The following is a 25,085-nucleotide window of genomic DNA, read 5'->3' as shown; positions in this document are numbered from 1 at the left end:
ACTTTGTGGCGATGGTCTGAAGCTAAGCTACGCCGCCCAACGGCTCGCAGCGCCTTGTCGAAAAGGAACCGGCCCGGCCTTCACCTGAGTTTCCAGCATTGACCACAGAATTTACAGATTGCATCCACCGATCTCAGAACGGAACTAACCGGTGTCTTCATCTCTTTAGGAAGAGTGGAGCCTCGATCCCAGGGTGCTTCCGAGGAACAGGCCCGTGCTCCGCGAGACCGGCAACGAAGAACAGTTTCTGGACCGCACCGCCGAAGTGGCGGCCACAATCGCGGAAGAAGGGCTTCGGTATGTCAGCGACTCCGCGCCGGGCTACACCCGCAAGCGGACCGGAACCACCTTCAGCTATTACGACAAGGACGGCAAGCGCATCACCGATGCCGCCGTCATCCGGCGCATAAAATCAATCGGCATCCCGCCGGCCTACGAATCCGTGTGGATCTGCCCCTCCGCAAACGGCCACATCCAGGCGACCGGGCTCGATGCGCGGGGCCGCAAGCAGTATCGCTACCATCCGAAGTGGCGCGAGCTTCGGGACCAGAACAAGTATGAGCACATCATCCAGTTCGCGGCCGCGCTGCCCGCGCTGCGCGACCGTGTCGCCGCCGACATGAAGCGGGAGGGACTACCTCGCGAGAAGGTGCTGGCAACGATCGTCAGTCTTTTGGAGAAGACATTGATCCGGGTCGGCAACGCCGAATATGCCGAGAAAAACAAGTCGTACGGGCTCACTACCATGCGCCGCAAACACGTCGCGGTCGGGCGCGGCCTCCTTCGGTTCGACTTCACTGGCAAGTCGGGCAAGCAATGGAAGCTTCGCGTCGAGGATAAGCGGATAGCCGCGATCGTGAAGCGCTGCGCGGAGATCCCGGGACACGAACTCTTCAAATACCTCGACGACGACAGACAGCCGCGCACCGTCGATTCCGGCGATGTTAACGCCTACATCAAGGACATCACGGGCGAGGACTTCAGCGCCAAGGATTTCCGGACATGGGCGGGAACGGTTCTTGCGGCGTTGGCCCTGGCCGAATTCAAGAAGTACGATAGCCAGGCCGAGGCGAAGCGCAACGTGGTCGCCGCGATCGAGAGCGTCTCGAAGCAGCTCGGCAACACACCGGCAATCTGCCGCAAGTGCTACGTGCACCCGGAAGTCCTGAACGCCTACATGTCCGGTGACCTTGTGAAGATGATCGAAGCCAAGATCGCGCAGAAGTTCAAGCGCCAGTACGCCAAGCTCACTTCCGACGAGATCATGGTGCTGGCATTTCTGCGCAAGCGTCTCGATTCTCTGAAGGCCCCCGCCTAGTCCCGGGACCAGTTTTTTGGACGACCTGCGCCATCCGCGATGGTGCCGAGCTGGCCTTAAACGCACGTGCTCTCGTCGGCGGAAACGGGCCCCCCGTTCAAGTCGGGGTGCTGGGTGTTGTCCGGGCGCGGGACGGTCGCGGCTGGCCATAACGCTCGGGTTCGGCTTCCGTGCTCATTTGGCCCCTTGCCGGCTCTGTAGAATGTCCCGTGCATAAATCGGCGGCCCGATAGCCGAATCGAAGCGCGTTCGGTAGGTCGGAGCGGCATGGCCGCAAACAAGGTAACGGCGGTACGCTTGGGGCTGGGGAGGCAACCGACGGTCCGGGACTATCAAGCCGCCCAGCTCCGCTGGCGGCTTTTTTTTGGCTCGACCTCCCTCATGAGGCATTCACTCTCGCTCGTTCGCGGGCCTCACGGCGACGCTCCCGGCGCTCGCGGCGCCACTTGGCACGATCGGCGGACTGCCGCAGGGGAGGAACGGGCTCCGGGAAGGACGGACTGGGACTCTCAACCGCGGGCACATGAGCCGCCTCTAACGCCGCGGGGCGGGCCTCCATAACCTCGAGCACCGCCCGCCCTTTGGCGGTGATCTTCCATCCTCCGCTTAGACGTTCGACCAGTCCTTGTGACCAGATGTCGAGGCCGGGCGCCCTGGCCGCGAGCCGCCTGGTCCGGTCGGCCCAGTCGCGACCACTGGTCGCCAGGATAGCCATGTCACGCTTGAGGTCCTCCATCACGGCAAACCCCTCCGGATATGCCGCCAAGATCTTCAAAACAGTGACCTGGAAGTTCACGTCCGCCCCCGGCCATCAGTTAGCGCCACATGGTGGGCGCGTGTGAGAGGGCCTTGCGGCCGACCTGCCTGAGGTCCTCGGGAGAGAGTTCGCCACTGGTGGCGGCCTCAAGGATCTTCGATGCCACATGCGTGCGCGCCCCGATCTCGCGCTGCGGAACGCCCTCGCACACTTCTTCGAAGACCGCGCGCAAAAGCGCGGTGGTTGCCATGTCGAACATGAAATACGCCCCACGAACGGAAAGCCTCACTATAGCGATTTTTTCCGCGCTACGCGATTCAAAGATGTTTAGAATGCGAAAGACCAGTGAGCCTTCAGGATTCGAAACTCCCGTGTCGAGACCAGCGCGAGCATATCGGCAGGCAGCTCTTGCCTTCGTGGAGGTCGAGGAGATCGACGCGATCAACATCTATTGGGCGGGCATCCGGGCCATGCAGCGTGCGGTTCGGGGGCTAGGATTGACGCCGCAGCACTTGCTGATCGACGCGAAACGCTTGAAGGAAGTCGACATCCCTCAGCAGGCCATCATCAAGGGCGACGCCAAGTCCGCCAGCATCGCGGCCGCCTCCATCCTCGCGAAAGTCGAGCGCGACAACATCATGCGGACGCTCGACGTGCGTCACCCCGGCTACGGTTTCGCGGATCACAAGGGCTACCCCGTGCCGGCTCACTACGAAGCTCTTGCCAGGCTTGGTGCATGCGCAGCTCACCGTCGGTCGTTCGGACCCGTACGCAAGGCTCTCGGGTTGCCGCCCCTGCCGCCGTGGCCTTCAGCAGCCGAGCGCGAAGCAGGCTGAACCCCGTCGGACGTCTCTTCTCGGCGGCGCTATTTGCGCGACCAACTCTTTTCGCGAACGACGTCCTTGGCCTTTTTGTCGGACCGCAGGCCGAGATAGACCGGCTGGCGCAGCTCTCCCTTGCCGGTCCACTCGGCGAACTTCACCTCTGCGACCAACGAAGGCCGGACCCAGGTCGTGACCTGCTCATCCTTCACCTTGGCGGGAAAGGGCGACTTGGCCGTCTTGAGCTTCAGGAGCTTGCCGTGAAGCTCTTCCAGGACCTGGTGGCTGAAGCCGGTGCCGACATGGCCGATGTACCGCCACCCAGCATGTTCCCACACTGCCAGCACCAGGGCGCCGAAGAACGGCCGGGTTCGCCTCGGCGCCGTGAACCCGGCGATCACCACTTCCTGCCGCTGCGCCGTCTTCACCTTCAGCCAATCGGCGGTCCGGCGTCCGGACGCGTACGGGCTGTCGGCGCGCTTGGCCATGATGCCTTCCAGATGTCTCCGCTCGGCTTCTGCAAAGAACTTCGTTCCATCGCCTTTGCGGTGGTTGCTGAACGCGATTAAATTGTTGCGCGGCAGGATGGCCTTGAGCCGCTTCTTGCGCTCGAGGAGCGGCAGCGTGCGCAGGTCCTCGCCGTCCGCGAACATGACGTCGAACACGCAGTACAAGAGCTTGGCTTCATGGCGCAGGGCGTTCTGGAGCAACTGGAAATGGGATGCGCCGTCCTTGCCGATCGCGACGAGCTCGCCATCGATCACGGCATCCGTCTTCACGCCCTCGAGTGCTTTCGCGACCTCCACATAGGAGTGGCTGATGATCTTCCCGTTGCGGCTATAGAGCGCGACCCGACCACCCCGAACTTCCGCGACCATGCGGAAACCATCGAATTTGTCCTCGAAGACCCAATCGGGATCGTCGAACGGCGCATCCGTCAGCGTGGCCAGCATGGGTTGCAGACGACGCGGCAGGGTCGATTTTCGGGCCATGGTAGGGTCTTTCTACACGGCCGGCAGAGGCCGAAACGAAGAGGACGGAAGGCGAATTCGCGCGGCATCACCAGCCGCGACCGTCCCCCCGGCCCGAACCACGCCCAGCACGCCGGATTTGAATGGAGGGCCCGTTTCCGCCGACGAGAGCACCTGTCGCTTTAGGCCGCCCCGGAAGCGGTCGATGAGGACACAGGGCGTCCTGAGGCCTGTCAGCTCGACGATGGCCGTAGGACCCAACTCGATGAGGGTGCCGAGCGGCATCCGCTCCAGGTCCAGGCCAGTCGTTGTGATATTCTCACCCATATCCCCCGCTGCGACCTCGAAGCCGGCTTCCGCAAGGAATGCAAAGAGCTCGGCCGGGATTAGGAGGACCTGCCGGAGATTGGGCAGGCGTGGCCGGCGGCGGGCGAGATAGCGGTGCCGGACGAAAGGGCCGGCATGGGCGTCGCCTTGCACGCCGTGGCCCTCCACCAGAACGATGCGATCCTGGACCGGTTTGCTGAAGTGGTGCCCAGGGTCGGCGGCGACCGCCGCCACCTTTCCCTCGAGCGAGAGATCGTGCGCCTGCGGCATCAGGCGGCGCGGGCGAGCGAGCGCCGCTTCTGGCGGAAGTAGCGGGTGATCTCGGGAAGCTTCATCGCGTTCAGGACCCGGTGGGCAGGGACGCCGCCCTTTCGGGCCATCAGGACGCCCCAGTGCATGTGGTCGAGTTCGGGGATCGAGTGCGCGTCCGGATTGATGCTCAGCATACAGCCGAAATCGAGGGCCGCCTGATGCCATCGCCAATCGAGGTCGAGGCGCCACGGATGGGCATTGATCTCGACGACGACGTCGTGCTTGGCGCAAGCCCGCAGCACCTTCTCGACGTCGATCTCATAGCCGGGCCTCCGCTGAAGCTGCCTCCCGGTCATGTGGCCGATGATGGTGGTATGAGGATCGGAGATGGCCCGAAGCAAGCGCTGCGTTTGGGCCTTGCGATCCAGTTTGAAGCGGCCGTGGATGCTCGCGACGACGAAGTCGAAACGTTCCAGTACATCCTCCGCATAGTCTAGCGAGCCGTCGGCCAGAATGTCAGATTCGATGCCCTTGAGAATCCGGAAATCCTTGCCGAAGCGCTTGTTCAGTCGGTCCGCTTCCCGGTGCTGCTGCGCGATCTCCTCAACGGAGAGACCGCCGGCATAGTGGGCAGACTTGGAATGGTCAGCCACGCCGAAATACTCGAAGCCCCGCTGGCGCGTAGCCTTAGCCATGGTCTCCAGTGTCTCGGTGCCGTCGGAGGCGTCGGTGTGGCAGTGAAGGATGCCGCGCAGGTCCTGGTCGGTGACGAGCTTCGGGAGCTTGCCTCCCAGAGCCGCCTCGATCTCGCCGCGCCCCTCCCGGAGCTCAGGGTCGATGAAGGGCAGACCGAGGGCGCGGTAGATCTCGGCCTCCGCGCCGGCGGTCAGCGTGCGGCCCTTGTGCAAGCCGTCGGCGACTAACCGCATGCCCTTCTCGGCGGCCAAGGCTTGGAGCTGCTCGATGTGGCCGGCGGAGCCGGTGGCGAAGAGAAGCGCGGCGCCGAAGTGCTTGCGGTCGGACACTCGGATTTGCAGACCGTCGGCCGATGGCGTCGATGTCTTGTCCGGCTTGGCGGCCTCCGCAACGATCGCGAGGTCGCCGACGAGTTCGCAGCCGCGGCGGAAATCGCCGGCGATCGTCACATGTTTGAGTTCGGGGCGGGACTTGCGGATCGACTCTTTCGCGTGCGCGAGCAGCGCGGCGGCGCGGTGCAGGTGGAGGCGGCCTTCTCCGCTTTTGGCGATCGCGAGGTTCTGCAGGATCTTGGTCTGCAGCGCGGCGCCAAGTCCTTTCGCCTTCTTGATGCGGTCATCCTTGGCGGCGGCCTCCAACTCCGAGAGCGAACCGATGCCGAGATCCTTGTACAGGCGGAGCACCTTCTCCGGACGAAGACCGGGCACAGCGAGCAGCTCGAGCACGCCCGCGGGAATCTCCTTCCGCAGCTTTTCGAGGCTGGGATGACTGCCCGTCTTGTGAACCTTGGTGATGATGTCGGCAATAGCATCGCCGACGCCCGGGATCTCAGTAAGTCGATCTTCGGCGACAAGCACGTCCAGAGGAACGGCTAGGGCCGCCAGGCTGTCGGCTGCCCGAGAGTAGGCTTTCGCCCGGTAGGGATTGCCGCCTCGCAAGGCGGTGCGCTGCGCGTACTCTCGCAGAAGACTTGCCACACTGCGCGCGTCTAGCGAAGGCATTCAGCCAGCCTCCCGCTCCGAGCTTTGCGGCGCCGCTGGATCGAGGCGACCGCCGGAGCGGTCACTGGGCCGGCGATCGAGAGAGGCCTCGAGCTTCTGGGCTGCGCGAAAGTCCTCAAGGTGCTGGACATTGGGGCCGTAGGCAGCCTCCTTCTTGAGGAGATTGTAGATCCGGCCGGCCACCAGTTGCAGATGCTTCATCTTGCCCCGCGGCATGGATCTCGCTTTGCAGAGAGCTCGGACGGCGTAGGCGCGGAAATAGTCGAATGCGTCTGACATGATGTCAGTAAACGCCGGCTCTCGCCGGGAGTTCGATCGGCTCTGCGAAGACTGGATCGCCTATCGCGGCCTGGCGCAAATGCGGGAAGAGTGCGGTCCCTGGAACTCCTCGCCGCCTTCGAAGTTGCGAGACTCGTTGATTGAGGTAGGTAGACTGCCCGCCGTCGGCCCCAACCCGGCGGCGGGTTTTTTGTGAGTTGAGTAGCGTGGCAAGGCGTACAAAGGCGCCCGCGGCGAAGCCGGGAGCCCCCGAGATGCCGGGGTTCATCCGACCCCAGCTTGCGACCCTGAAGGTGAAGGCGCCTTCGGGCGCGCTTTGGATTCACGAAATCAAATACGACGGCTACCGCGTCCAGCTCCGGATCGACGGGGACGATCGCCGCGCCTACACGCGCAACGGTTACGACTGGGTCAGCAGGTTCTCAAGGATTGCGGGCGCCTTCGATGTCGAAGGACAGGCCATTGTCGACGGCGAGGTGGTCGTCATCCATGAGGGGCGCACGAACTTCTCCGAGCTGCAGGCGGACCTTGGCAGAGGCGATCAGGATCGCTTGCTCTACTTCGCATTCGATCTGCTGTGGCTCGACGGCAGAGATCTGCGCAAGGAGCCGCAGATCGAGCGGAAGAGGCTGCTCAACGAGCTGATGGAGGAGCGCGCGCTCAAGGAGCAGCCACCCGCGGGTGATTGCTTCGTTGGGCGATCTGGTCAGGGATGGTGGATTCGTGCTGCTCTCAGGTTCGGATATCACCGATCAGGACTGGCTGGCTCGAACGGAATCTGCGTTCAAGCATGCCGGGCTTGGATTTGTTGATTGCGATGTTCTCGGCGGCTTCGGCGGCTTCCCGGCAACGTTTCACGCGACCGCCGCCGTTTTGCTTCGGAAGGGTGATGGTGCGAGCATTCCCGCCGACCTGGCATTGGTCTCCGCCCGGGAATGGGAAGCGCAGTTTAAGGATTATGCTAATTCCCCCGAAACCCCTGTCCGGGAAAAGACGCAAGCTTTCGAGCGAGCGAGACGGACGGCCCAAGCGTAGATCCGCTAACTCATGCAGGTGTCGCGACATCAGGCCGTGATTCTGAGCGCGGACTGTCGTCGGCGTTAGTCTTCGGCGTGTAATATTGTTTCGCCTTCAAGTGGTTCTTGAGGTTTTCGGGACGGTAAGTGAGCCGTTCGTAGTAGTGCTGCACACCATCTTTGGCAGCCAGCCGATCGAGAACGGTCGAGTGCAGGATCGCTTCCTCCTGAACTTCGCGCAGACCTTTTTCCCATTTGAAGCGGCCGCCCAGATAGCCTGGCTCGCGCTCGTCGTGCTGTGGACCGAGCGGATCCGGATGCAGTTTCAGGTAACTGTCGTCTACCTTGATGCCGAAGCCGTCGGGTGTCTTGCCCTTGGGCAGATTCCTTGCCGCACCACCATCCATCCGAGAGAGATGTCGGAAAGCCGCGCTTCGTTTTCCGGATAACTACCTCCGACATCGGAATGGTTGCCGGCAAACCAGACCTGCTGCAGCCAGTCCGGATATTTCATCGGGACGCTCCGGACCCTTGTTGTGCGAACCGCCCCAAGGAACCCGCGCGAAGTCAGCCCGGTTTTCGTCGATGGACATGGCGTGGCGCGCGTACCACACAGCATTGTTCAGGTGCAGGTCGTAGAATTTCATCTTCGGCGAGGCGAGGTGCAACGTCTGCCAGAACGTATAGCCGGGGAGGCCCACGGCGGACTTCAGGTGCGTGGCGACGTAGCCTATTCCCGCGGCAACCGCCGCGCCCCCGGCGGCCCATAGGAAGGCGGGAGGAACGGAAACAAGAAAAATGACTGCGCAAAGCTTAAGGCGACGATGACGCCGGCGGCGCCACTTACCAGAGCGGCGGAAAGGGCGTAGCTGCCGAGCGATGCGACTGTGTCGAACACCCCGACGAAGAACGGAACGGCATTGGCAACGCCGACGGCGTCGCTACCATATTGCTGGCGAAAGTGCGTTGCCAAGGCCTCGCGTTGAGGCAGGTACTTGGTGTCCTTCGGCGAACTGACGTGCTGGTACACTTTCTTTACGGCCTCGCGTGCGATGCGGGTAGTCGTGCCGACATCGCGCCGCAACGGCGAGCCGTCGGACATCGTCGTCGGTACGCCGCACTGGCCCAGCACGGCGGCAAGACAGCGGACCGTGTAGGCGCCTCGGCTGAACCCGAAGAGAAAGATCCGGTCGCCCGGCTCCCACATCCGGATGATGGCGGCATAGCAGTCGATGATGTTGGTGGTGATGCCGAGGCCGGTCGCCTGGCTCGCCACATTGTGCAGCCAGCGATAGGCGCGCGTGACAAACAGCGCGCCGCCCGGCGGTTGGGAGCCGAGACCGGCATCGTAGAAGGCGAGCTGTTCCCGCGGGTCGATCGCCGTGTCGGGGCCGCAGCGCGTCGCCCGGTACAGCTTGTAGACATTGGAGCGGTTCTCGTCCGGACGCAGGCCGCCGGCCTGGCCGGTGCCGTCGGAGAAGATCAGGATGTTCTTGGGCATGGCGTCCTCGCCGGTCAGAGTGAGTGGAAGGGAACGAAGGGCTCGGCCTCGCGGTCGAAGAAGTGGCGCCGCAGTTCGGGCAGTTGTTCGCGGGCCTCGGTGAACCCGCGGTTCTTCATCTCGGCGATGCGTTCGGCGTCATCCATCGTGTAGCGGCCGGCGGGCGCGGTTTGGTCGATACGCCAGATCGCGCGGTGGTCATGGCCGTCGCCGGTCACGATCTTGGCCGTCCCGAGCGCGCTGTGCGACTGGCCCGCCATGAACAGGCGCGCGATCGAGGATGCCATCGGAAGCTTGCCCTTCCACCGCGGCGGTGCCTTCACGTCGTCGATGGTGCCGATGCTGAGGATCTTCAGCCTGTCCGCCGGCCAGTTCAGCATCCCGACGGCCTCGATCGTCGCGACGCCGATCGGGTTGTTCGCCCAGACGCCGCCATCGACGAGTTCGATCGCGTCGTCCGTCATGTGGGGCTTGAGGAATGTAGGCGCGGCCGCCGTCGCCATCGCCGCATCCAATGCTCGGACACGGTAGTCGGTCTCGAGCCGCTGGTGATGAGCCGTCTTATAGATGTAGACGCGCTCGAGCATCGGATGCCATGCCGGAATCACCAGACGGGTGCGGCTTTCGCCGAGCCGGCGCTCGCCGAGGGTGTCGGCGATGGCGTTGTGCAGCGCCTGTGACGAGTATTTGGTCCCAAACCAATGCATGGCTCCGCGAAGCCGCTGCCGAACGAAGTTGCCGACCAGACCGTGCTGCTGATCGAAGATCGCCGGTCCCCGTTCCTCATAAAGCTTCAGGATGTCCTTGGCCGACAGCCCGAGGCCCAAGGCAATGGCGATGATGCCGCCGGTCGATGTGCCAGCGATCAGGTCGAAGTAGGACCCGACCGGCGAGCTCAGATGATCTTCCAGCTTGGCGAGGAGGGCCGCGGGAAACACGCCGCGGATGCCGCCGCCGTCGATCGACAGGATCTTGTAGATGCGCGTTTCGTCGCTCATTCTTCGTTTCCAATCTCGCATTCGTCGGGCCGGCGGATGCCCAGCCGACGCCGGCCCTGCCGGGTGCGAGAGGCTTCCCCCGGATGCATGCCGCCGCCCTTCCACTCTCCTGACTCCAGCCAGTCTTCGAAATAAAACAGCCAGAGAGACGTCCAGGGCACGATGGTCTGGTCGAGCCGCAACCACGGCTGCCATTCTCGCGTCCCCGGCAAGTAAAGGCAGAGGCGCGTTGGGTTGCGGTAGATGTGGGGAAGGTCGCGGCCGCCGGCGAGCAGCCCGATGTCAGGGTCGTCGACGAAGACCCTGGGCGATGCGTCGCAAGCCATCTCGATCCGGATCAGGTAGTCCCGACTCAACGGCGTTGGCGACGTGGCGTACGCCCACGTGAAGCCGCCGGCTCGTAGGGTGCCGGCGCCTGCGCTGAGAGGATTGCCCTGCAGGTTCACGTATTGCTGCGCTAATGTGAGCGCTTTCGGTCTTCCGAGCCGCATGATGTCACGGCCCATCGCCGAAGAAGGTGTTGGCGCGAACCGGGGTCGCGCTTGCCGCGGTGCCCACGATCAGGCCCGCGGGCCGCGAGACCGAGAGGCGGTTCGTGGCGCGCGCGGTGTCGACGCGTTCTGTCAGGGAATCCATCGCCTTGTTCGCCGGCGCCGTGCCGAAGATGTTGCCGAGGAGCCGGCGCACCTGGTCGAGACCCCGCGCGCCCGCGAGGTGCTCGACGTCGGCAACGACCTTGCCGTGCCACTCGAAGAAGGCGGTCGCCCGCTCGGGATGCCTGTTCCACTTCTCGCAGAAATTTTCGCCGGCAGTGGTCTGGTTCCACAGGCACCACACCAGACGGCCCTCGATCGTGGTGGTCTGCAGCATCTGCGGCATCCGGCGGAGCACGTCGACGATCAGGTCGAGTTCGTGGTCGTACTCGAAGTTGCCGACACACGTTTCGTAAGCCCGCGACGCAAGCGTCGTGATGATGATCGAGAGCGGTGCGAGCCCTTGGTAGTCATCGATGAAATGGACGTCACGGTGGCGCTTGGCGATCTGCACGATGCGGCGCAGGATGCCCTTCAGCCGCTTCTCCTCGGGGTACGGTTCGACCTGCGCGTCGGACCGGGCGCTGTCGAAAGCCTTACCGAACACCGACCGGATGCGCGGCAGAAGCGCTGCCCGCCGCTCAAACTTGGCGCGGTAGCCCTGAGGATTGGACGCTTTCCATATTTTCAGCGTCTTGTCGGGAACGAGCTCCCCACCGAGGCGGCATTCCGGATTGGGGATCGAGGGCGTGATGTCGAGGTGGAATTCGTTGGCATAGTCCAGGCGCCAACACCGCGGCATCTCGACCAGCAGCCCGGCATAATTGCCGTTGCTGCGGAGCCGGTCGCCGATCCGCTGCTTGAGCAGCGCCGGCGAGACTGCGAGGTCGAGGTCGGGGACGTGTGCGACCAGGTCGACGTCGTGTTCGTTGGCTCCGATCGGCTTCACGGCCGTGCCGATGGCAACCGACCCCTGGAGCCGAATTGCGATCGACGCCAACAGCCAGTCATCCGACCGGGCAAGCCAGTCGCCGACGCCTTCATACCGCTGCTTCGCCATGTCGCGCTGATAGGGAGATGGCTCCACGTACTGGCAGACCTCCTCGATGAGGCCGACCAGCTGCGATTGGCGCAACTGCGCCCGTTCTGCGATGTAATTCATTGTTCCAACACCGTTTTTCGATTACCTTGCGCCTGGGATCGTCTCGAAAATCGGCGCCTCTATAGAGTGATGCCCGCGAGAGGGGCTTTTCGGACTCGAATATTTTTTGTCCGAAACAATGCCGCGCCCGGCATAGGTAGTATGGAGCCATGGACGACGTGACTGACCCGGCCATCGCGGATCCGACGACGCCGGACGTGGAACACCTGAGCTATGAGCAGGTGGTCGCTGCCGTGGACGGGCTAACGGATCTCGATCGCGCCCGGCTCGCCAAAGTTGAACAGCGGCATCTGACAGGGACCGACTTCGCACCCGGCGACCTGCTCCAAGAAGCCGTCTGCGCCGCCATGTTCGAACTGAAAAGGTGCCCCCGCACCACGCCATTCATCGCCTTCCTCGCCCACTCCATGCGGAACATCGCGAGCAGGAGGCGCAAGGGACTCAAGCGCCATGTGCCAATCGCTGGCGGAGCAATACAGGATGAAGTTGATGACGATCTCGAGGACGGCACGCCTGGCGCCGAAGACCAGGTCATTCAAGCTGAACAGGAAAGGCGTGCCGCCGAGGTCTGGGCCGTGCTCGGGCCTCTCTATGCGGTCGATGAAGAGGTCAGTTTGGTCCTGCTCGGCTGGGAAGAGGACATGAGGGGCAAGGAACTGCGCGAATTCGCCGGCGTGACGCAGGACCGCCTCGACTACCTCATCAAGAAAATTCGTAGGATCGCGGCCAAACACTATCCGGAAGGATGGCAGTTATGAGCAAGGTGCCAAGCGATAACGAGCGGTTGTCCAAGGTCAGCAAAGCGATTGATGACAGCATCCTCGACGCGTCCGAGAAGGATCTCCGGGAAGAGTTTGCTGAGGGAGGCGACGATTTTGACAAGGCGGTCGCTCGCGTTGACACAGCGATCGAGCGCGCGAAGGCGCGTGCCGCAAGGATGAAGTTCGAACGCGCCAAGAACGAGGCGAAGGCCTATCGAGAAGGGAGCATCGTGACGCCGCTCAACTTGGACAAGGCCCGCCAGCGGCTGGTCGGGATGCGTAGCAGCGGCCTCGCCGACACCATGATGGCGGCGAGAAAAGGCGGCAAGCTGTCCGATCGCGACGAAGCCGGTATCGTTGACGATCTTGCCCAACTTCAGGCGCTCGAAGATGAGGCCGAAGAAAAAGGCGAAGAATGACCGCGGCTCTGACACCTGCGGAACGGATGCTCCTCGAGCTTGGTATTGCCGAACCGAAGGAAATCGATCTAGACGCGATCGCGTGGACCCGTGGCGCCGTGGTCAACTATCGCCCTATCGACAATTGCGAGGCGACTATCGTTGGCTCGAAACGCCGTGCCGTTATCTCCGTTAACAGCCGCAGTAGCCCGGAACGCAGGCGGTTTTCGCTGGCGCACGAACTAGGTCATTGGCACCACCATCGCGGTCGCGTTCTCTTCTGCGGCGAAAGTGACGTCTGCAATTTCGCTAACGATGCCTTGAACCCGGAGCGGCAAGCGGACGGCTTTGCTTCCGATCTCATCCTGCCTACCTACATGGTGGATCCTCGTCTGCGGAAGATGAAAAGGCTCACGTTGGAAGCCGCGCGCGACCTCAGCAATGAGTTCTGCGCCAGCCTGACTGCGACCTTGTTCAAGATGACGCTCCTTAATCGCTTTCCGATGATGATCGTCTGCCACAACAAGACCAAAAGGCGTTGGTTCGAGTCTGCGCCGATGATTCAGCCGTGGTGGAAGTGGCCGACCAAGGCGCTGGATCGTCAGACGTTTGCTGCGGACATGCTCTTCAACGGTGCCCCCGAGCAGAATTTCCCCCGCAAGATGCCGGCGGACGCCTGGTTTGACTTCAAAGGCTGTGATCGGCACGAAGTCGAAGAGCAGTCGTTTTTACTTCCGGACGACGAGGTCTTGACGGTACTCAAGCTTCCGGACGCGGCTATTGCCTGATCGTTCAGCCTTCTTCGTCGCTGACGCAATTTTCAACGGGACGTTAGACCGTCTTCAGCGGTCGAATTCTTCGAGCAGCGTCGAAGCCTTCGGGGCAGGACAGAATAATCGCAAACAAACCCTCAATGGACATCCTTTTCTAGGGCGCTTTGAGGCCAAGTGGACCTGTCTCGCCATATCGCGCGCCCGCGATGAGGACTGTCATGCGCTTCCACTATCCCAATCTCGACCGACCCAAAAAAGCCGCGAAACGGATTGCTCGGCTGCTCGCAGATCGACTACCGCTGTCGAAGGTTCAGAACGGCCTCGCTACGGTGCTCGGCTATCGCGACTGGCACGAACTGGAGCTTGCCCACTCCGCCCAGCCGCCGGTGCCGCTCGACCAAGACCTTCCCCGCGAGGACTTCCGCAGCCGCAGCGCCGACCTGACGTTGAAGCTCGCCCGGGCTCTCGACATCACGGCCGGGGAGGCGCTGTACGTCCTTTTGGCGTCCAGACTGACCGGTGACGCCGGCGCCATCGAAGATCAGTTCGCTATCATCCTGCAGTGCTGGAAGGCGACCGGCGATTGGCCCGCTTCCGGAATGGCGGGGACCACCGTTCGTTTCCGCGGGAGCTTCGCCGGACCCCGTCGCCTTGCCATGCTGACAGCCGACTTCGGCCGTGGGCGCGATTCCCCGGTGCAGATCATCACCGATAATCGCTGTGGGATCTGCACGCGCGAGGAGATCTCCATTCCTCGCGATCCGCTGCCGCCGTTTCTGCCGCACCGGCTTAACTTCGTTTACGGCGCATGGACGGAGCCGGACGGCAGCAAGGTGCTGTTCTCGCGAGATTACGCTCCACTCTGGCGCCTGCGCGACGGACAGCGGCCGCAGCAGGTCCCACCGACAGACTGGATCAAGCACCAGGACGAAACGTGGTTCTGGGAAGATGCCAACGCACCGTGGGAGGATCGGCACCGCCAGGCCGAGGAAGAGGCCCGTCTGAGGTCGTTCGGTATCACCGGATTGCCGCTGCTGATCGAACTGTTGCCGCTGATGGTCACGTCCGTGGGCAACGTTCGGACGCCTGCGGGAGTCCTGAGGGATCTCCAGCTACGCGAGAAATCAGGTCCGCCGCGGGTCATGATGTGGTAGTGAGCAATCTTCCGGGCGATCAACCGTGTTGCTCGCCCGGAAGCCTCGCGTCCGAATTCAAAGCGCGCTCAGGTCCTCGGGCACGTCGCCGAACTTCCGGATCACCGCCGCCTCGCCGAAGTCGCCGGTGGCCGGATCGCCGGTCCGGCTGAAGGCAAGCGCGCCGATGTGGCCCGGTTTGCGCGACAGCGCCTCGGCCTTCATGACCGCGGCGGTTGGGTTGAAGCATTCGATGGCCTCGCCGGCGGCGACCCCGTCGTCCGCAGCGATGAAGGGGAGCGCAACGTAGTAGGTGACCTCGCTCATTGGTCAGTCCTTGCGATCGCGCGCGGGATAGAACCGGCCGCGCGAATATCCGGCCGAGACGGAAGCTCGCAATTCGGCGAGCTGCACCTCGAGAAAATTGTTGGCGACGAGCAGCGCCTTGACGGTTTCCCGGGCGTTGCCTCCGCAGGCCGCGATGGCCTGGTCAGCGGCCATATCCAGTTCGACCAATGGCGGCGGAGAAATGTCGGGCGCTGCGGACACGGTCAGCTCGCGGGTTCGAGATCGTCCCGCTGCGGCGGTTCGACCAAGCCGGTGTCCGGATCGAGAATCCTGACCTGCCGGCATACCCGGGTGAAATCCCGAATGACCCTAAGGTCGTTCAGAATGCTGCGTCGGGGTTCGCTTTCCACCAGGCGGAGGGGGTACTCGGATATGCCAGCATATTAGAACAAATAGGGAACATTTGCAAGTCTGGGAGCTTTGGGCCGGTCCTCGAGAGTTAACATCGCGATTTCTATTAATAGGAAGGCGGACCATGTCCGGGCCCGAAAGGTCTGCCAGGAACGCCAAAATATTTTTGGCTTTGACGCCAAAATGCCCCGGGCAAAGTCTGCAGATTCCTAAATACAACGATCCCCAATTCCTGGGGTCCTTCCCAAGGCCTGACCGGAACCTGAGGACGATATCAACGGTCCGAAGAAGGATCCCCATGAACACTCAAGACACCACCAATGCCACGCCGCCCGACCAGACCGACTTCTCAATCCGGTCGTTCCTCCGGGAGCGCCAGGCGCTGCTGATCCATTTCTCGACGCTGATGAGCAACCACCCTGGCCTGGTCTTTCCTGACGACCTTCGGCAGGCGGCCAGTTTGGCCGACGTGCCGCTCTCCTTCAGCACGATCATGGCCGGCGACGTCGGGCCTTATCAGCGTGACGACATGCACCCCGCGGATGCGAATGCCGGTGGCAGCATCGGTATCATTGTCGATATCCCTTCGAACGACTCGGTCGTCACCGTTGGGGCCAACGACGACGGCACTTCATTCGATCCGTCGACCGGCGAGATCATATCGGGCGGCTATGCTCCGACTCCGGAAAGCTGCGCACGGAGCATCGACGAACGAACTACCAGCAACGAGTGGCTCGTTCGCGGCTACCGCACTGTCGGAATATTCGCCTTCGGCCCGATCCTCGTCAGGCATTTCTCCGGCGGCGAGGGCTTGATCGATCGGGATGCAGCCTTCGCCTGCTTTTCGCAGTTCCGGATATTCTCCGTGCTCGGTGGGGAGTTCGTGGAGTTCGACCGCGCCACCGGAAAGTGGACCCCGATCTCCTACGACGCGATCATGAGTTCAGTCCCGCTCGCCGGCGAGTAGGCAAACCGGCGCCGCCGTTCAGGCGGCCGGTCGCCAAGCAGAAAGAAACGTAGACAATAGAATGGCTTAGAGGGAGGCCGAAGTACATCGACTCGCCGTTATTCTGAAATCCGCGATTTCGACTCGCTGTTATTCCAAAAGCCGACTCACCCACGACTTGGAAGTGCCCATTTTACTGGACTAGTTCGACTCGCTCTTACCTTGGGCGGATAAATCTTACAGTTACGTCTGATCTGTCCCCCGTGTGCTAGTGGTGAATCTGGGCGCCACCTCGACTGCATCCTTGCGTTCATCGAAAGTATATACGACTGCAAGTTGTGAGTTTGCTGACCATGTGGTTCTCTCCACTTGAGGGAACGGGGGATCGGCGAAGCTAGCCCCCGCAAGGGGAATGAAATAAGTGCTTATTGCGCCCTGGCTGGGATGCAATCAGCAATACTCCCCGACGTCTTTGATTCGGGGCTGATCAATTGCTGCAAGTCACTTCACCGAAAATCATACCAACTGCGACCTTTCACAAAGGCGACGTGCTCTCAGTCTTGCGGAAGCTTCCGAAGACTAAATTCGATCTAATTGTGACGTCGCCGCCGTACAACATCGGCAAGATCTATGAGCGTTCCGAGAAGCTGACGTTCGAAGAGTATGTTGAATGGCTGGACAAGATCATCGGAGCATCAGTTGACGCCCTGCAGGATCACGGAAGCATTTGCTGGCAGGTCGGATCGTTCGTAAAGGACGGCGAAATATTTCCCATCGACATTTACACCTACGACAGCTTCAAGCGAAGAGGCATGAAGCTCCGGAACAGGATTATCTGGCGCTTCAACTTCGGCCTCCATTCGAAGAAGCGACTTTCTGGACGTTACGAAACAATCCTCTGGTTCACCAAATCAGATGATCACCGTTTCAATTTAGACGCCGTTCGAGTGCCGCAACTCTATCCGGGTAAGCGACATCCGAAGGCGCGCGCAAAGGACTCGGGAAAGCCTAGCGGAAATCCGCTAGGCAAGAATCCCTCGGATTATTGGGAGTTTTCAGCCGAGGAATACTTTCAGAACGATCCTGTTTGGGACATCCCGAATGTAAAGGCAAATCACCCAGAGAAAACCATCCATCCCTGTCAGTTTCCAGTCGAGTTGGTTGAGCGATGTGTGCTCGCTCTAACCGATCCGGGCGACACTGTCTTAGATCCGTTCATGGGCACGGGCACCACAGCGATCGCCGCCATGAAGCACAGCCGGCACGCGGTCGGCATCGATAAAGATGGCGCGTTCCTGAAGATTGCTAAGGAACGAGTAAAGCAGCTCTTGAAGGGCACCTTAAAAATCCGGCATAGCGGCAAGCCTACTCGCACACCTCAAATAGGCGAAAAGGTTGCTACCGTTCCAGAGGAATGGAAGCAGGCCACGAAACGTAGGCGCTAGCGCAATGGCCAAAACGACAAGAAAGAAGAAAAAGGCGAAGGCGAAAAAGCTCTCTCTCACAGAGAAATCCCAGTTGCGCATAAAGCGTACGCATTTTCGGGAGATTCGGTCCATTTTCGCGACGTGCGGTTTCGAAAGAGTCCCGTCGGCATCGGACAAGGAGTTCACTTACGGGGGCACCACAAGCGATTTTGACGACGTGCTGATTCGTGAGAACGTGATCGTTCTGAGCGAATGCACGGTCCACCAGAGCGGGGAGATCTCTGGTCACCTCAAAAAGAAGAAGGTGCTTTACGACAAGATCAACAAGGATGTTCCCGCATTTCTGGAATTCATGGACGCGGCCTTTCCGGATCTCAAGGCAGCCAAAGATCCAAAATTTCAGCCGCACCACTTCCGAGTAGTGATCGTCTATTGCGCGCGCTATCCGATCTCAAGTGATTTGAAGGAAGAGGTGCCTGGCGTCAAATATCTCGACTACCATATTGTTCGCTACTTCAAAGCTATCACCGACCGCGTAAAGCAATCTGCACGTTACGAGTTATTCAATTTCCTTGGACTGTCGCAGAAGGATATTGGCGTCGGCGTGATTTCGCCGGCTGCTACTTCAAGCGCGTCCTACAAAGGGTCAATTTTGCCTGAGGGGCAATCGCATTTTCCCAAGAACTTCAAAGTGGTTTCGTTTTATGTCTCCCCGGCCGCGCTCCTTGAGCGTTGCTACGTCTTGAGAAAGGACGGTTGGGGCGACGAAGACGGCCTCTATCAGCGAATGATCAGTCGCACGAAAATTGAGGCCATTCGCAAGTATCTTTTGGGCAAGAAGCGAGTTTTCATAAATAATATCATTGTGACGCTTCCAAGCAGCACACAGCTGACACGGGACAATGGCAAAACGATTGAGCCAGCTCAAATTACGCAAACCGAGCCAGGCAATATACAACTGCCGTTTGAATATAACTCGATCGGTCTAATCGACGGGCAGCATCGGGTCTTTTCCTACTATGAAGGAGGTCGAGATGAGAACGCCATCAGTCTGCTGAGGCTCCAGCAAAACCTCTTAGTGACTGGCGTAATTTATCCCCCTGGCCTATCGCGACCGGATCGATCGAAGTTCGAGGCGACGCTTTTTCTCGAGATCAACGCCACACAGACGAATGCGAGATCTGATCTCAAGCAGGCAATTGGCATTCTGTTGCAGCCGTTCTCTCAAGATTCTATCGCGCGTCAGGTCGTCAACGCCTTGAATGACAAGGGTGCACTTGGCGGAGAGTTTGAGCGATATTTCTTCGACAAGGGAAAAATAAAAACTACGACGATCGTAAGCTACGGTGTCAAACCTATAACCAAATTGAGCGGAGAAGATTCCTTATTCAAGGCTTGGACTAAGTCAGACAAAAAGAAGCTCGTGGATGAGCCCACGGAGCCGTTAGCGTCCGAGTACGTCAAGTTCTGCGCGACAGAAGTGAATTTGTTTATCAGTGCGATCAAGGCAAGCCTCCCTTCTGACCGATGGACGGCCGATAAGAAAATAAAGGGCAGGATGCTCACAACGACAATATTAAATGGCTTTATCGTTTGCCTGCGCTTGCTCGTGCAGCATCAAAAACTTCACTCCTTTGATTGGTACAAGAACAAGCTTGATCCGGTCGCGTTAGGCAAATTTCAATTTTCTCGCTACAAGTCCAGCCAGTACGGAAGTCTAGGTCAAGATATGTATAAGGAGTTTTTCGAGAAGTAGCTCAAGAGCGTACGCCTTAGAGATGGTACCGAGTTCTTATGGCTGCTTTGCAGGATTGGCACTGGAGATCACGAACCATTCTTTTGAAGGATTAAAGAATGACTGGAGAGGATACACTCAAGCGCGTATTTTTTATCAGCTTGGCTACGCTGATCATCGGCGGTGTTGTTCTCCAGATGGGAATCATGGGAAGCGGCCCTGGTCTTTCCAGCACAACCATCGCTCTGATGAATCTAGGCTCGATCAATAGCGCTGGTTCGGGAGCAGTCGCTTTGGTGTCCGGCGTCATGCTTTGCGTCCGCTGGGTGAGAAGAAAAAGCTCAACATCAGCAGGCGAGATGCGCTTGCCGAGACTCAGTGATGAGCAAAAAGGCGCGCACGGGTCAAATCCTCCTGCCCGCAGTAGTGACAGCCGAAAAACAGAACTGTTGTCAGGAGCAACCAAGAACAAATGGCACGCAGTGATTGCTTACGACTCGGAAATTCGAGCGGCTGCGGAAGCGTTGTCTCCGTACGGGGATGAATGGGTTGAACGTTTGGGCGATGCGTATTTCGCCTTGGAGCAGGATCGGGGCTACCTCCCAAGCATCGTAACTCGCTTAAAAGAGGAAGCAGCGAAGGCGGAGGATCGCCGTTTGATGGAACGCTTTCGGTTTACCGCGGACGGCGAGATTTGCACCGAGGAGGTGCGGGATGTCCTTCGAGAAGCGGTGAGGCAAGGCTTCCACCTTGACAAAGAGGCCGGTGGAGCTTTCTTGGCAACCAAAGACACGTCATGTAGTTACCTTCGCACAATTGCCGATATTCGTCGCTTCGGGCAAATTTTGCGACGATCGGCTAATGAGGCGTGAGCTCGTACTAGCGGGCTCTCTGGTCGACTTGGCGTTGATGAGCCCTATTGTCCGGAGCGTATAGCTCTCCAATTTCGCTTGGGTTCAACTACCTGCGCAGCGAGCCCACTACCTCACCCCGCCACCACCCACACCACCGCCGGCAACGTCACCGCCGCCAGCAGCGTGCCCAGCGCGACCGCGCCCGACCACCAACCGCTGGTACTGCACCGCGAAGATATGCGCCGTCGGATCACGCTGACAGTGCACACAACTCTCGACGCGGAGAGTGCCCTATCGGTAACGCTGCTCAAAGCCAGTTTTGTGCGCGGTCACCGTAGCTCGTCGGATCGCAATGCGCTATCGGTAGCGAACCAAAGGCGTTCATGGACAAGCAAGCCAGGCGAAAAAGATCGTGAGTTTCTTCGAGCGTCTCAAGACAGAAGCATCCGTTGAGTGGCGGGCTTACACCGAGCACCCTTTCACGAACGGATTGGCAGACGGCTCGCTCCCCGAAGCGGCGTTTCGTCACTACCTCGTTCAGGACTACCTGTTCCTCATCGAGTTTGCTCGCGCCTACGCGCTCGCGGTCTACAAGTCGCCCAGACTTGCCGACATGCGTGAAGCAGCGGCCGGCCTTTCGGCCATCCTCGACGTCGAGATGAACCTGCATGTGAAGCTCTGTGCCGATTGGGGTCTGTCCCCGACCGACCTTGAACAGGCCCCTCCGGCGGCCGAGATGCTGGCCTATACACGCTACGTGCTCGACGCGGGAATGCGCGGCGACCTGCTGGCTCTCAAGGTGGCGCTTGCCCCCTGCGTGATCGGGTACGCGGAGATCGCAACGCGGCTCGCCTCGCTCCCCCTCGCGGACGCTGCGACGAACGCCTACCGCGTCTGGATCGCCGAGTACGCCGGCGTGCCGTACCAGGAGGTCGCTGCCAAAGCGCGGGCGCATATGGAGCATCTCGCCGATCTCTACGCCACGCCGGCCCGCGAGGCAGAGCTGATTGCGATCTTCAAGGAAGCCACCCGACTCGAGGCAGACTTCTGGGAGATGGCCTGGCGCGCGGGCCAGCGTGTTCAATAGCCCTTTCGGCAGTCATCAGGCTCATCACCTGAAGGTTATACAATGACGATGACAGTGCTGCTCGATCTGTCGGGCCGAGCTTCTGTTACGATTCCTGAAGCCTAGCCGAAACCACGTCTGTCGGCCGTCCCCGCTAGACCGCATTCATCATTTCGCGCAGTCTTTTCGCACAGCAACATGTCAGCGGAGGTCCTCCGTGGAACATCGCGGCGTCAGCTTCTCCATCATTGAAATGAGCTATTTATCCGGTTGGCAGTGGACGGTCGGAAAGGGCCGGACCGTATCGGTTGGTGTCTGTGCGACGAGGGGGGACGCGATCCGCCAGGCTCAGACTTTCATTGACGCGATTGTGGACTGGGCCGCCTGAGCGGATCACTCACCGCCCGACCGGTAACGTCACCGTCGCCAGCAGCGCCACCGCCCCGGACACCGGGTTCACCAGCCGCTGGCATTGAACTGCACAAAGCACGATGACGATTCATCCCAATCACATCGCGCTTTAGAGATCACCTCGCGGACCAACGAACTTCATCAAAGGACCAATGTCATCCTGGTCGGCAGCCTTGAGAGCCGCGATGTAAGCGGTACGCCGCTCATTCATCTTTTGAAGATCATGTCCGCCTGCCCAATCGATTGGTTTTGCCTTGTAGACGCGGTTCAGAACAGCATCGGCCATGATACGGGCATGCCTGCCGTTACCATTCGGAAACGGGTGAACCTTGACGAGGCCATGGTGCAATCGAATGGCAGCTTCGGAAGGCGAGTAGGTTTTGTTATCAGCCCAAAACTGGGCGTCATCCATGAGGGTTCGAAGCGCTACAGGGATACGGATGGGATCGATGCCGATGTTTTTCCCCGTCTTTCGAAACGTTCCCGCCCAGTCCCAGACGTCGCCGAACAAGCGTTTGTGCAAAATGATGGCGAAGTCGTCGGTCAGAACGTGAGCTCTCTGGCGACCAAGCCAACGCAAGCCGGACTCGATGTTGGCCTGTTCCAATTGATCGAGTTCGCCTTGCGTTGTGATGTGTTTATGCTTCAGTCCGCCAAGCTCGTTTGGGTCGAGCGGTGTCGCTCCCTCGGGATACCAGAGATCGATCATTGATCGCTCCAGAAATTCGAAGGCATTTCCAGCGCGATCTCACGGGTGAGACGTTCGACTTCCTGAGCAATTTTGTCGTCCGGCAGTTTCTGGTTTTCGAGGGCCATGTGCTTGCTGGCCGTGCCGACGATTGCCATGGCCTTTTTTCGAGCCTGAGCCGTAATGAGATCCTCGACATGTCCTGAGGCCGGAATGATCGCGTAGACGAAGCGGCACCCCATCGCCTCTGCTGTGGCTTGCATTGATTTCAGGGTGATGCCGCCCGTGAGTTCCGCACGTTCTGCCGTGGTGACGCGTGCGCGGGTGACGCCCATTTTCTTTGCGACGTCGGCCCCCGACATACCCAGCGCGCTGCGGACCGTGCGCAGCCAGCCTTCCGGCGGTGCTTTCAGACTGGCAGCGCTTGCGGCGGCCGTGTCGACGATGTTGCGGTACTGCTGCTGAACGATGGTTTTGACGCTCATTTGGCAAGTCATCCGTATACATAGAGGTTCATTTCGAATACTTATATGTATTCAAATAGGAGACTACGAATAGTTATATATATCCAAAATGTAAATTTATGAATATATATAAGTATTCGATTGGTGGTGATTTTCCGACCCCAGAAGGAGGCCTATTTTCCGGGTATCCCGGCTGAAGTCGCCAGGAGGGCCTCGTAAGTGCTACCTCACCCCGCCACCACCCACACCACCACCGGCAGCGTCACCGCCGCCAGCAGCGTGCCCAGGGCCACCGCGCCCGACACCGGGTTCACCAGCCGCTGATACTGGACCGCGAAGATGTACGCGTTCGCCCCGGTCGGCATCGCCGCGAACAGCACGACGACGCCGGCCGCGAGCGGCGGCAGGTCGAGCAGCTTTGCCAGCACGAACGCGGCCGCCGGCATCGCCAGTAGTTTTAGCGCGCTCATCACGAGAATGCCGAGCTTCTCGCCCTTGACCTCGAACCGGAACAGATTGATGCCGAGCGCGATCAGCGCGGCCGGCGATCCCGCCTGCGCCAGTAGCTCGACGGTCCTGTCGACGACGGGATGAAGGCCGAGACCGGTGAGACGCCAGAGCAGGCCGAGGCCGATCGCGAGCATGATCGGGTTGCGGGAGAGATCCAGCAGCACCGGCAGGATCAGCGACGCGGCCGAGGCGGTCTGCTTGCGGTCGACCAGCTCCATCTGCAGCGTGCCGCAGAGCCAGAGCAGCGGCGTGTTCACCGACAGGATCAGCGCCATCGGGCCCGCGGCCTCATTGCCCAGCGCCGACAGCGTCAGGGGAATGCCGAGCATCACGATGTTGCCGTAGACCGAGCCGATCGCGAACACGACTCCGTCCTCGCGATCCTCGCGCCGCTTCCGCAGCAGCGCCGAGAGGGCCAGCGCCGCGATCCAGGTGAGCGCGAGCGCTCCGTAATAGGCGCCCCACATCCGCCACGGGCTGACGCCGGAAAATTCCGACACGACGATGGTGCGGAACAGCAGCGCAGGTATGGCGATGCTGAAGGCGAATTCGGAGATGCCCTTGTGCGCGGTCTCGGAGACGAAGCGAAACAGCACCGCGGCATAGCCCGCCGCGATCAGCGCAAACACCGGCGCGACGATCAACATCGTGGCCATGCGCCGCTAAGACCCCAGCCCGATGATCCGGCGCGCCATCCGCACATTGGCATAGTCGATCATCTTGCCGTCGAGTGTCACCGCGCCCTGGCCCTGCGCCTCGGCCTGCTCCATGGCCTCGACGACCCGCCGCGCGTGTGCCAGCTCGGTGTCGGACGGGACGAACGCCCGCAGCGTCGGTTCGATCTGGTCGGGATGGATCACCTGCTTGCCGTCAAAACCCATGGCGGCGGCCTTGAGCGCGCTGCTTTCAGTCAGTTTGGCATCCCGGAACGCGCCGCACGGACCGTCGATGGCGCGCAGGCCGAACGCGCGCGCGGCCACCAGCAGGCGCATCATCGGATAGGCGAACAGGTCGAGCGGGGCGGAGGCATAGCCGCTCAGGGCGGAGCCCACGTGCCGGTAGCCTTCCGGCGACGCGCCGATTTCCGAGGAGCGGGCGCCGATCGAGGCGGCGAAATCCCCGACACCGAGATGAAGGGCGGCGACGCTTTGGTGCGAGGCGGCGAGCGCGTCGACATTGACGAGACCCAGCGCGGTCTCGATCAGCAGTTCGAGCGTCACAGGCGAAGGTCGACCGGGCGCGGACGCGCGCAGCTGATCGGCAATGGCGGCGATGTCGCTCGCGCGCTCCGCCTTCGGCACGATCACCGAATCCAGCCTGGGGAGCGCAGCTAGCTTGCGGATTTCCTGCGCGATGAAGGGGCTGTCGACGGCGTTGATCCTGACAGCGACGATCTTGTTGCCCCAATCCAGGGAGGACAGCGACCGCGCAGCTTCCTCCAGCGCCGCACTCTTCTCGGACGGCGGCACGGCGTCCTCGAGGTCCATGAACACCGCATCCGCGGCCGAGGCAGCTGCCTTGGCGACGAGACGGGAGCGATGCGCGGGAACGGCCAGATAGACCCGCGTCGGCCGCTGAGGGGCCATCG

30 protein-coding genes and 1 pseudogene are annotated in these 25,085 nt (G+C 60.9%); 12 read left to right on the top strand and 19 right to left on the bottom strand.

Going from position 1 to position 25,085, the window contains the following annotated elements:
- The first annotated feature begins 214 nt into the window (after positions 1-214).
- Complete coding sequence (locus tag ABIB00_RS19135; protein WP_354105425.1) at positions 215-1,318, top strand: DNA topoisomerase IB; 1,104 nt, start codon at positions 215-217, stop codon at positions 1,316-1,318.
- Positions 1,319-1,697: 379 nt separating this feature from the next.
- Here ABIB00_RS19135 and ABIB00_RS19130 read toward each other — a convergent pair whose 3' ends face one another.
- On the bottom strand, positions 1,698-2,114 hold the full coding sequence (locus ABIB00_RS19130; RefSeq protein WP_354105424.1) for a hypothetical protein: 417 nt from the start codon (positions 2,112-2,114) through the stop codon (positions 1,698-1,700).
- A gap of 19 nt (positions 2,115-2,133) precedes the next feature.
- Positions 2,134-2,334, bottom strand: coding sequence for a hypothetical protein (locus tag ABIB00_RS19125; RefSeq protein WP_354105423.1), 201 nt, complete (start codon positions 2,332-2,334; stop codon positions 2,134-2,136).
- 148 nt (positions 2,335-2,482) lie between these two features.
- On the opposite strand from ABIB00_RS19125, the pseudogene ABIB00_RS19120 reads away from it, so the two are divergent.
- Positions 2,483-2,911: pseudogene (locus ABIB00_RS19120) on the top strand (ribonuclease HII); the annotation flags it as partial.
- A 29-nt stretch (positions 2,912-2,940) separates the two neighbouring features.
- On the opposite strand, the gene ligD reads toward ABIB00_RS19120, so the two are convergent.
- Genes ligD through ABIB00_RS19100 form a run of 4 tightly spaced genes read right to left on the bottom strand, consistent with a single transcriptional unit; the run spans position 2,941 to position 6,359 of the window.
- Positions 2,941-3,888 (bottom strand): non-homologous end-joining DNA ligase, encoded by a 948-nt coding sequence (gene ligD / locus ABIB00_RS19115; protein WP_354105422.1) that lies wholly within the window; start codon positions 3,886-3,888, stop codon positions 2,941-2,943.
- Positions 3,889-3,900: 12 nt separating this feature from the next.
- Positions 3,901-4,464 (bottom strand): MOSC domain-containing protein, encoded by a 564-nt coding sequence (locus tag ABIB00_RS19110; protein ID WP_354105421.1) that lies wholly within the window; start codon positions 4,462-4,464, stop codon positions 3,901-3,903.
- On the bottom strand, positions 4,464-6,143 hold the full coding sequence (locus ABIB00_RS19105; protein WP_354105420.1) for a DNA polymerase/3'-5' exonuclease PolX: 1,680 nt from the start codon (positions 6,141-6,143) through the stop codon (positions 4,464-4,466). Before ABIB00_RS19105 ends, ABIB00_RS19110 begins: the two co-directional genes overlap by 1 nt.
- A complete protein-coding gene (locus ABIB00_RS19100) occupies positions 6,144-6,359 on the bottom strand; it encodes a hypothetical protein (RefSeq protein ID WP_354105419.1) in 216 nt (71 codons plus the stop codon).
- A gap of 317 nt (positions 6,360-6,676) precedes the next feature.
- Between ABIB00_RS19100 and ABIB00_RS19095 the strand changes: the two genes are divergently transcribed.
- Positions 6,677-7,234: an ATP-dependent DNA ligase gene (locus tag ABIB00_RS19095; protein WP_354105418.1), complete on the top strand. Its 558-nt coding sequence runs from the start codon at positions 6,677-6,679 to the stop codon at positions 7,232-7,234.
- 233 nt (positions 7,235-7,467) lie between these two features.
- Here the strand turns inward: ABIB00_RS19095 and ABIB00_RS19090 are convergent, their stop codons facing one another.
- From ABIB00_RS19090 to ABIB00_RS19060, 7 genes are all read right to left on the bottom strand, one after another.
- Positions 7,468-7,845 carry a hypothetical protein gene (locus tag ABIB00_RS19090; protein ID WP_354105417.1) on the bottom strand — a complete coding sequence of 126 codons (378 nt, stop codon included), beginning with the start codon at positions 7,843-7,845 and terminating at the stop codon, positions 7,468-7,470.
- Positions 7,779-7,952, bottom strand: coding sequence for a phospholipase effector Tle1 domain-containing protein (locus tag ABIB00_RS19085; protein ID WP_354105416.1), 174 nt, complete (start codon positions 7,950-7,952; stop codon positions 7,779-7,781). The genes ABIB00_RS19090 and ABIB00_RS19085 overlap by 67 nt, the downstream gene beginning before the upstream one ends.
- A complete protein-coding gene (locus tag ABIB00_RS19080) occupies positions 7,888-8,085 on the bottom strand; it encodes a hypothetical protein (protein WP_354105476.1) in 198 nt (65 codons plus the stop codon). The genes ABIB00_RS19085 and ABIB00_RS19080 overlap by 65 nt, the downstream gene beginning before the upstream one ends.
- 83 nt (positions 8,086-8,168) lie before the next feature.
- Entirely contained in the window at positions 8,169-8,939 is a 771-nt protein-coding gene (locus ABIB00_RS19075; RefSeq protein WP_354105415.1) for a phospholipase effector Tle1 domain-containing protein, read from the bottom strand.
- A 14-nt stretch (positions 8,940-8,953) separates the two neighbouring features.
- A complete protein-coding gene (locus ABIB00_RS19070; protein WP_354105414.1) occupies positions 8,954-9,937 on the bottom strand; it encodes a CBASS cGAMP-activated phospholipase in 984 nt (327 codons plus the stop codon).
- Complete coding sequence (locus ABIB00_RS19065; protein ID WP_354105413.1) at positions 9,934-10,383, bottom strand: type II CBASS E2 protein; 450 nt, start codon at positions 10,381-10,383, stop codon at positions 9,934-9,936. Before ABIB00_RS19065 ends, ABIB00_RS19070 begins: the two co-directional genes overlap by 4 nt.
- 49 nt (positions 10,384-10,432) lie before the next feature.
- Positions 10,433-11,632 carry a nucleotidyltransferase domain-containing protein gene (locus ABIB00_RS19060; RefSeq protein WP_354105412.1) on the bottom strand — a complete coding sequence of 400 codons (1,200 nt, stop codon included), beginning with the start codon at positions 11,630-11,632 and terminating at the stop codon, positions 10,433-10,435.
- A 149-nt stretch (positions 11,633-11,781) separates the two neighbouring features.
- On the opposite strand from ABIB00_RS19060, the gene ABIB00_RS19055 reads away from it, so the two are divergent.
- The 4 genes from ABIB00_RS19055 to ABIB00_RS19040 all read left to right on the top strand — a co-directional run bounded on the left by ABIB00_RS19055 (position 11,782) and on the right by ABIB00_RS19040 (position 14,718).
- Entirely contained in the window at positions 11,782-12,390 is a 609-nt protein-coding gene (locus ABIB00_RS19055) for an RNA polymerase sigma factor (RefSeq protein ID WP_354105411.1), read from the top strand.
- Positions 12,387-12,812 carry a hypothetical protein gene (locus tag ABIB00_RS19050; protein ID WP_354105410.1) on the top strand — a complete coding sequence of 142 codons (426 nt, stop codon included), beginning with the start codon at positions 12,387-12,389 and terminating at the stop codon, positions 12,810-12,812. The genes ABIB00_RS19055 and ABIB00_RS19050 overlap by 4 nt, the downstream gene beginning before the upstream one ends.
- The gene (locus ABIB00_RS19045) at positions 12,809-13,579 is read left to right on the top strand and encodes an ImmA/IrrE family metallo-endopeptidase (RefSeq protein ID WP_354105409.1); all 771 of its coding nucleotides are present in this window, start codon (positions 12,809-12,811) and stop codon (positions 13,577-13,579) included. The genes ABIB00_RS19050 and ABIB00_RS19045 overlap by 4 nt, the downstream gene beginning before the upstream one ends.
- 203 nt (positions 13,580-13,782) lie before the next feature.
- Positions 13,783-14,718 (top strand): hypothetical protein, encoded by a 936-nt coding sequence (locus ABIB00_RS19040; protein WP_354105408.1) that lies wholly within the window; start codon positions 13,783-13,785, stop codon positions 14,716-14,718.
- A 57-nt stretch (positions 14,719-14,775) separates the two neighbouring features.
- Here ABIB00_RS19040 and ABIB00_RS19035 read toward each other — a convergent pair whose 3' ends face one another.
- Both ABIB00_RS19035 and ABIB00_RS19030 read right to left on the bottom strand, forming a co-directional pair.
- Positions 14,776-15,024, bottom strand: coding sequence for a hypothetical protein (locus tag ABIB00_RS19035; protein ID WP_354105407.1), 249 nt, complete (start codon positions 15,022-15,024; stop codon positions 14,776-14,778).
- Positions 15,025-15,027: 3 nt separating this feature from the next.
- Positions 15,028-15,246 carry a hypothetical protein gene (locus tag ABIB00_RS19030; protein WP_354105483.1) on the bottom strand — a complete coding sequence of 73 codons (219 nt, stop codon included), beginning with the start codon at positions 15,244-15,246 and terminating at the stop codon, positions 15,028-15,030.
- 448 nt (positions 15,247-15,694) lie between these two features.
- Here ABIB00_RS19030 and ABIB00_RS19025 point away from each other — a divergent pair, with 448 nt between their 5' ends.
- The 5 genes from ABIB00_RS19025 (at position 15,695) to tenA (ending at position 21,445) form a co-directional block, all read left to right on the top strand.
- Positions 15,695-16,363: a hypothetical protein gene (locus ABIB00_RS19025; RefSeq protein ID WP_354105406.1), complete on the top strand. Its 669-nt coding sequence runs from the start codon at positions 15,695-15,697 to the stop codon at positions 16,361-16,363.
- Positions 16,364-16,833: 470 nt separating this feature from the next.
- Entirely contained in the window at positions 16,834-17,787 is a 954-nt protein-coding gene (locus ABIB00_RS19020; protein ID WP_354105405.1) for a DNA-methyltransferase, read from the top strand.
- A gap of 4 nt (positions 17,788-17,791) precedes the next feature.
- Complete coding sequence (locus ABIB00_RS19015) at positions 17,792-19,525, top strand: DGQHR domain-containing protein (protein ID WP_354105404.1); 1,734 nt, start codon at positions 17,792-17,794, stop codon at positions 19,523-19,525.
- 98 nt (positions 19,526-19,623) lie between these two features.
- Positions 19,624-20,376: a hypothetical protein gene (locus tag ABIB00_RS19010; RefSeq protein WP_354105403.1), complete on the top strand. Its 753-nt coding sequence runs from the start codon at positions 19,624-19,626 to the stop codon at positions 20,374-20,376.
- Between the two features lie 394 nt (positions 20,377-20,770).
- Positions 20,771-21,445: a thiaminase II gene (tenA, locus tag ABIB00_RS19005; protein ID WP_354105402.1), complete on the top strand. Its 675-nt coding sequence runs from the start codon at positions 20,771-20,773 to the stop codon at positions 21,443-21,445.
- Positions 21,446-21,944: 499 nt separating this feature from the next.
- Here tenA and ABIB00_RS19000 read toward each other — a convergent pair whose 3' ends face one another.
- The 4 genes from ABIB00_RS19000 to ABIB00_RS18985 all read right to left on the bottom strand — a co-directional run bounded on the left by ABIB00_RS19000 (position 21,945) and on the right by ABIB00_RS18985 (position 25,083).
- The gene (locus ABIB00_RS19000) at positions 21,945-22,544 is read right to left on the bottom strand and encodes a mobile mystery protein B (protein ID WP_354105401.1); all 600 of its coding nucleotides are present in this window, start codon (positions 22,542-22,544) and stop codon (positions 21,945-21,947) included.
- Positions 22,541-23,008, bottom strand: a complete 468-nt coding sequence (locus ABIB00_RS18995; protein WP_354105400.1) for a mobile mystery protein A — start codon at positions 23,006-23,008, stop codon at positions 22,541-22,543. Before ABIB00_RS18995 ends, ABIB00_RS19000 begins: the two co-directional genes overlap by 4 nt.
- 206 nt (positions 23,009-23,214) lie before the next feature.
- The gene (locus ABIB00_RS18990) at positions 23,215-24,153 is read right to left on the bottom strand and encodes an AEC family transporter (protein WP_354105399.1); all 939 of its coding nucleotides are present in this window, start codon (positions 24,151-24,153) and stop codon (positions 23,215-23,217) included.
- A gap of 6 nt (positions 24,154-24,159) precedes the next feature.
- The gene (locus tag ABIB00_RS18985; RefSeq protein ID WP_354105398.1) at positions 24,160-25,083 is read right to left on the bottom strand and encodes an HpcH/HpaI aldolase/citrate lyase family protein; all 924 of its coding nucleotides are present in this window, start codon (positions 25,081-25,083) and stop codon (positions 24,160-24,162) included.
- Positions 25,084-25,085: the final 2 nt, after the last annotated feature.

The organism is Bradyrhizobium sp. LB14.3, assembly GCF_040547985.1.
Classification (GTDB): Bacteria; Pseudomonadota; Alphaproteobacteria; order Rhizobiales; family Xanthobacteraceae; genus Bradyrhizobium.
Note: the sequence above shows the minus strand (reverse complement) of the source record. Positions and strands in the feature narration are given on the sequence as shown.

Bases quoted from the DNA above. Each gene is read 5' to 3' on its own strand.
- ABIB00_RS19125 (WP_354105423.1), bottom strand. From the start codon at position 2,334: ATGTTCGACATGGCAACCACCGCGCTTTTGCGCGCGGTCTTCGAAGAA.
- ligD (WP_354105422.1), bottom strand. From the start codon at position 3,888: ATGGCCCGAAAATCGACCCTGCCGCGTCGTCTGCAACCCATGCTGGCC.
- ABIB00_RS19110 (WP_354105421.1), bottom strand. From the start codon at position 4,464: ATGCCGCAGGCGCACGATCTCTCGCTCGAGGGAAAGGTGGCGGCGGTC.
- ABIB00_RS19105 (WP_354105420.1), bottom strand. From the start codon at position 6,143: ATGCCTTCGCTAGACGCGCGCAGTGTGGCAAGTCTTCTGCGAGAGTAC.
- ABIB00_RS19100 (WP_354105419.1), bottom strand. From the start codon at position 6,359: ATGCCGCGGGGCAAGATGAAGCATCTGCAACTGGTGGCCGGCCGGATC.
- ABIB00_RS19095 (WP_354105418.1), top strand. From the start codon at position 6,677: ATGCCGGGGTTCATCCGACCCCAGCTTGCGACCCTGAAGGTGAAGGCG.
- ABIB00_RS19090 (WP_354105417.1), bottom strand. From the start codon at position 7,845: ATGGATGGTGGTGCGGCAAGGAATCTGCCCAAGGGCAAGACACCCGAC.
- ABIB00_RS19085 (WP_354105416.1), bottom strand. From the start codon at position 7,952: ATGAAATATCCGGACTGGCTGCAGCAGGTCTGGTTTGCCGGCAACCAT.
- ABIB00_RS19080 (WP_354105476.1), bottom strand. From the start codon at position 8,085: ATGAAATTCTACGACCTGCACCTGAACAATGCTGTGTGGTACGCGCGC.
- ABIB00_RS19075 (WP_354105415.1), bottom strand. From the start codon at position 8,939: ATGCCCAAGAACATCCTGATCTTCTCCGACGGCACCGGCCAGGCCGGC.
- ABIB00_RS19070 (WP_354105414.1), bottom strand. From the start codon at position 9,937: ATGAGCGACGAAACGCGCATCTACAAGATCCTGTCGATCGACGGCGGC.
- ABIB00_RS19060 (WP_354105412.1), bottom strand. From the start codon at position 11,632: ATGAATTACATCGCAGAACGGGCGCAGTTGCGCCAATCGCAGCTGGTC.
- ABIB00_RS19055 (WP_354105411.1), top strand. From the start codon at position 11,782: ATGGACGACGTGACTGACCCGGCCATCGCGGATCCGACGACGCCGGAC.
- ABIB00_RS19050 (WP_354105410.1), top strand. From the start codon at position 12,387: ATGAGCAAGGTGCCAAGCGATAACGAGCGGTTGTCCAAGGTCAGCAAA.
- ABIB00_RS19045 (WP_354105409.1), top strand. From the start codon at position 12,809: ATGACCGCGGCTCTGACACCTGCGGAACGGATGCTCCTCGAGCTTGGT.
- ABIB00_RS19040 (WP_354105408.1), top strand. From the start codon at position 13,783: ATGCGCTTCCACTATCCCAATCTCGACCGACCCAAAAAAGCCGCGAAA.
- ABIB00_RS19035 (WP_354105407.1), bottom strand. From the start codon at position 15,024: ATGAGCGAGGTCACCTACTACGTTGCGCTCCCCTTCATCGCTGCGGAC.
- ABIB00_RS19025 (WP_354105406.1), top strand. From the start codon at position 15,695: ATGAACACTCAAGACACCACCAATGCCACGCCGCCCGACCAGACCGAC.
- ABIB00_RS19015 (WP_354105404.1), top strand. From the start codon at position 17,792: ATGGCCAAAACGACAAGAAAGAAGAAAAAGGCGAAGGCGAAAAAGCTC.
- ABIB00_RS19010 (WP_354105403.1), top strand. From the start codon at position 19,624: ATGACTGGAGAGGATACACTCAAGCGCGTATTTTTTATCAGCTTGGCT.
- ABIB00_RS19000 (WP_354105401.1), bottom strand. From the start codon at position 22,544: ATGATCGATCTCTGGTATCCCGAGGGAGCGACACCGCTCGACCCAAAC.
- ABIB00_RS18995 (WP_354105400.1), bottom strand. From the start codon at position 23,008: ATGAGCGTCAAAACCATCGTTCAGCAGCAGTACCGCAACATCGTCGAC.
- ABIB00_RS18990 (WP_354105399.1), bottom strand. From the start codon at position 24,153: ATGGCCACGATGTTGATCGTCGCGCCGGTGTTTGCGCTGATCGCGGCG.
- ABIB00_RS18985 (WP_354105398.1), bottom strand. From the start codon at position 25,083: ATGGCCCCTCAGCGGCCGACGCGGGTCTATCTGGCCGTTCCCGCGCAT.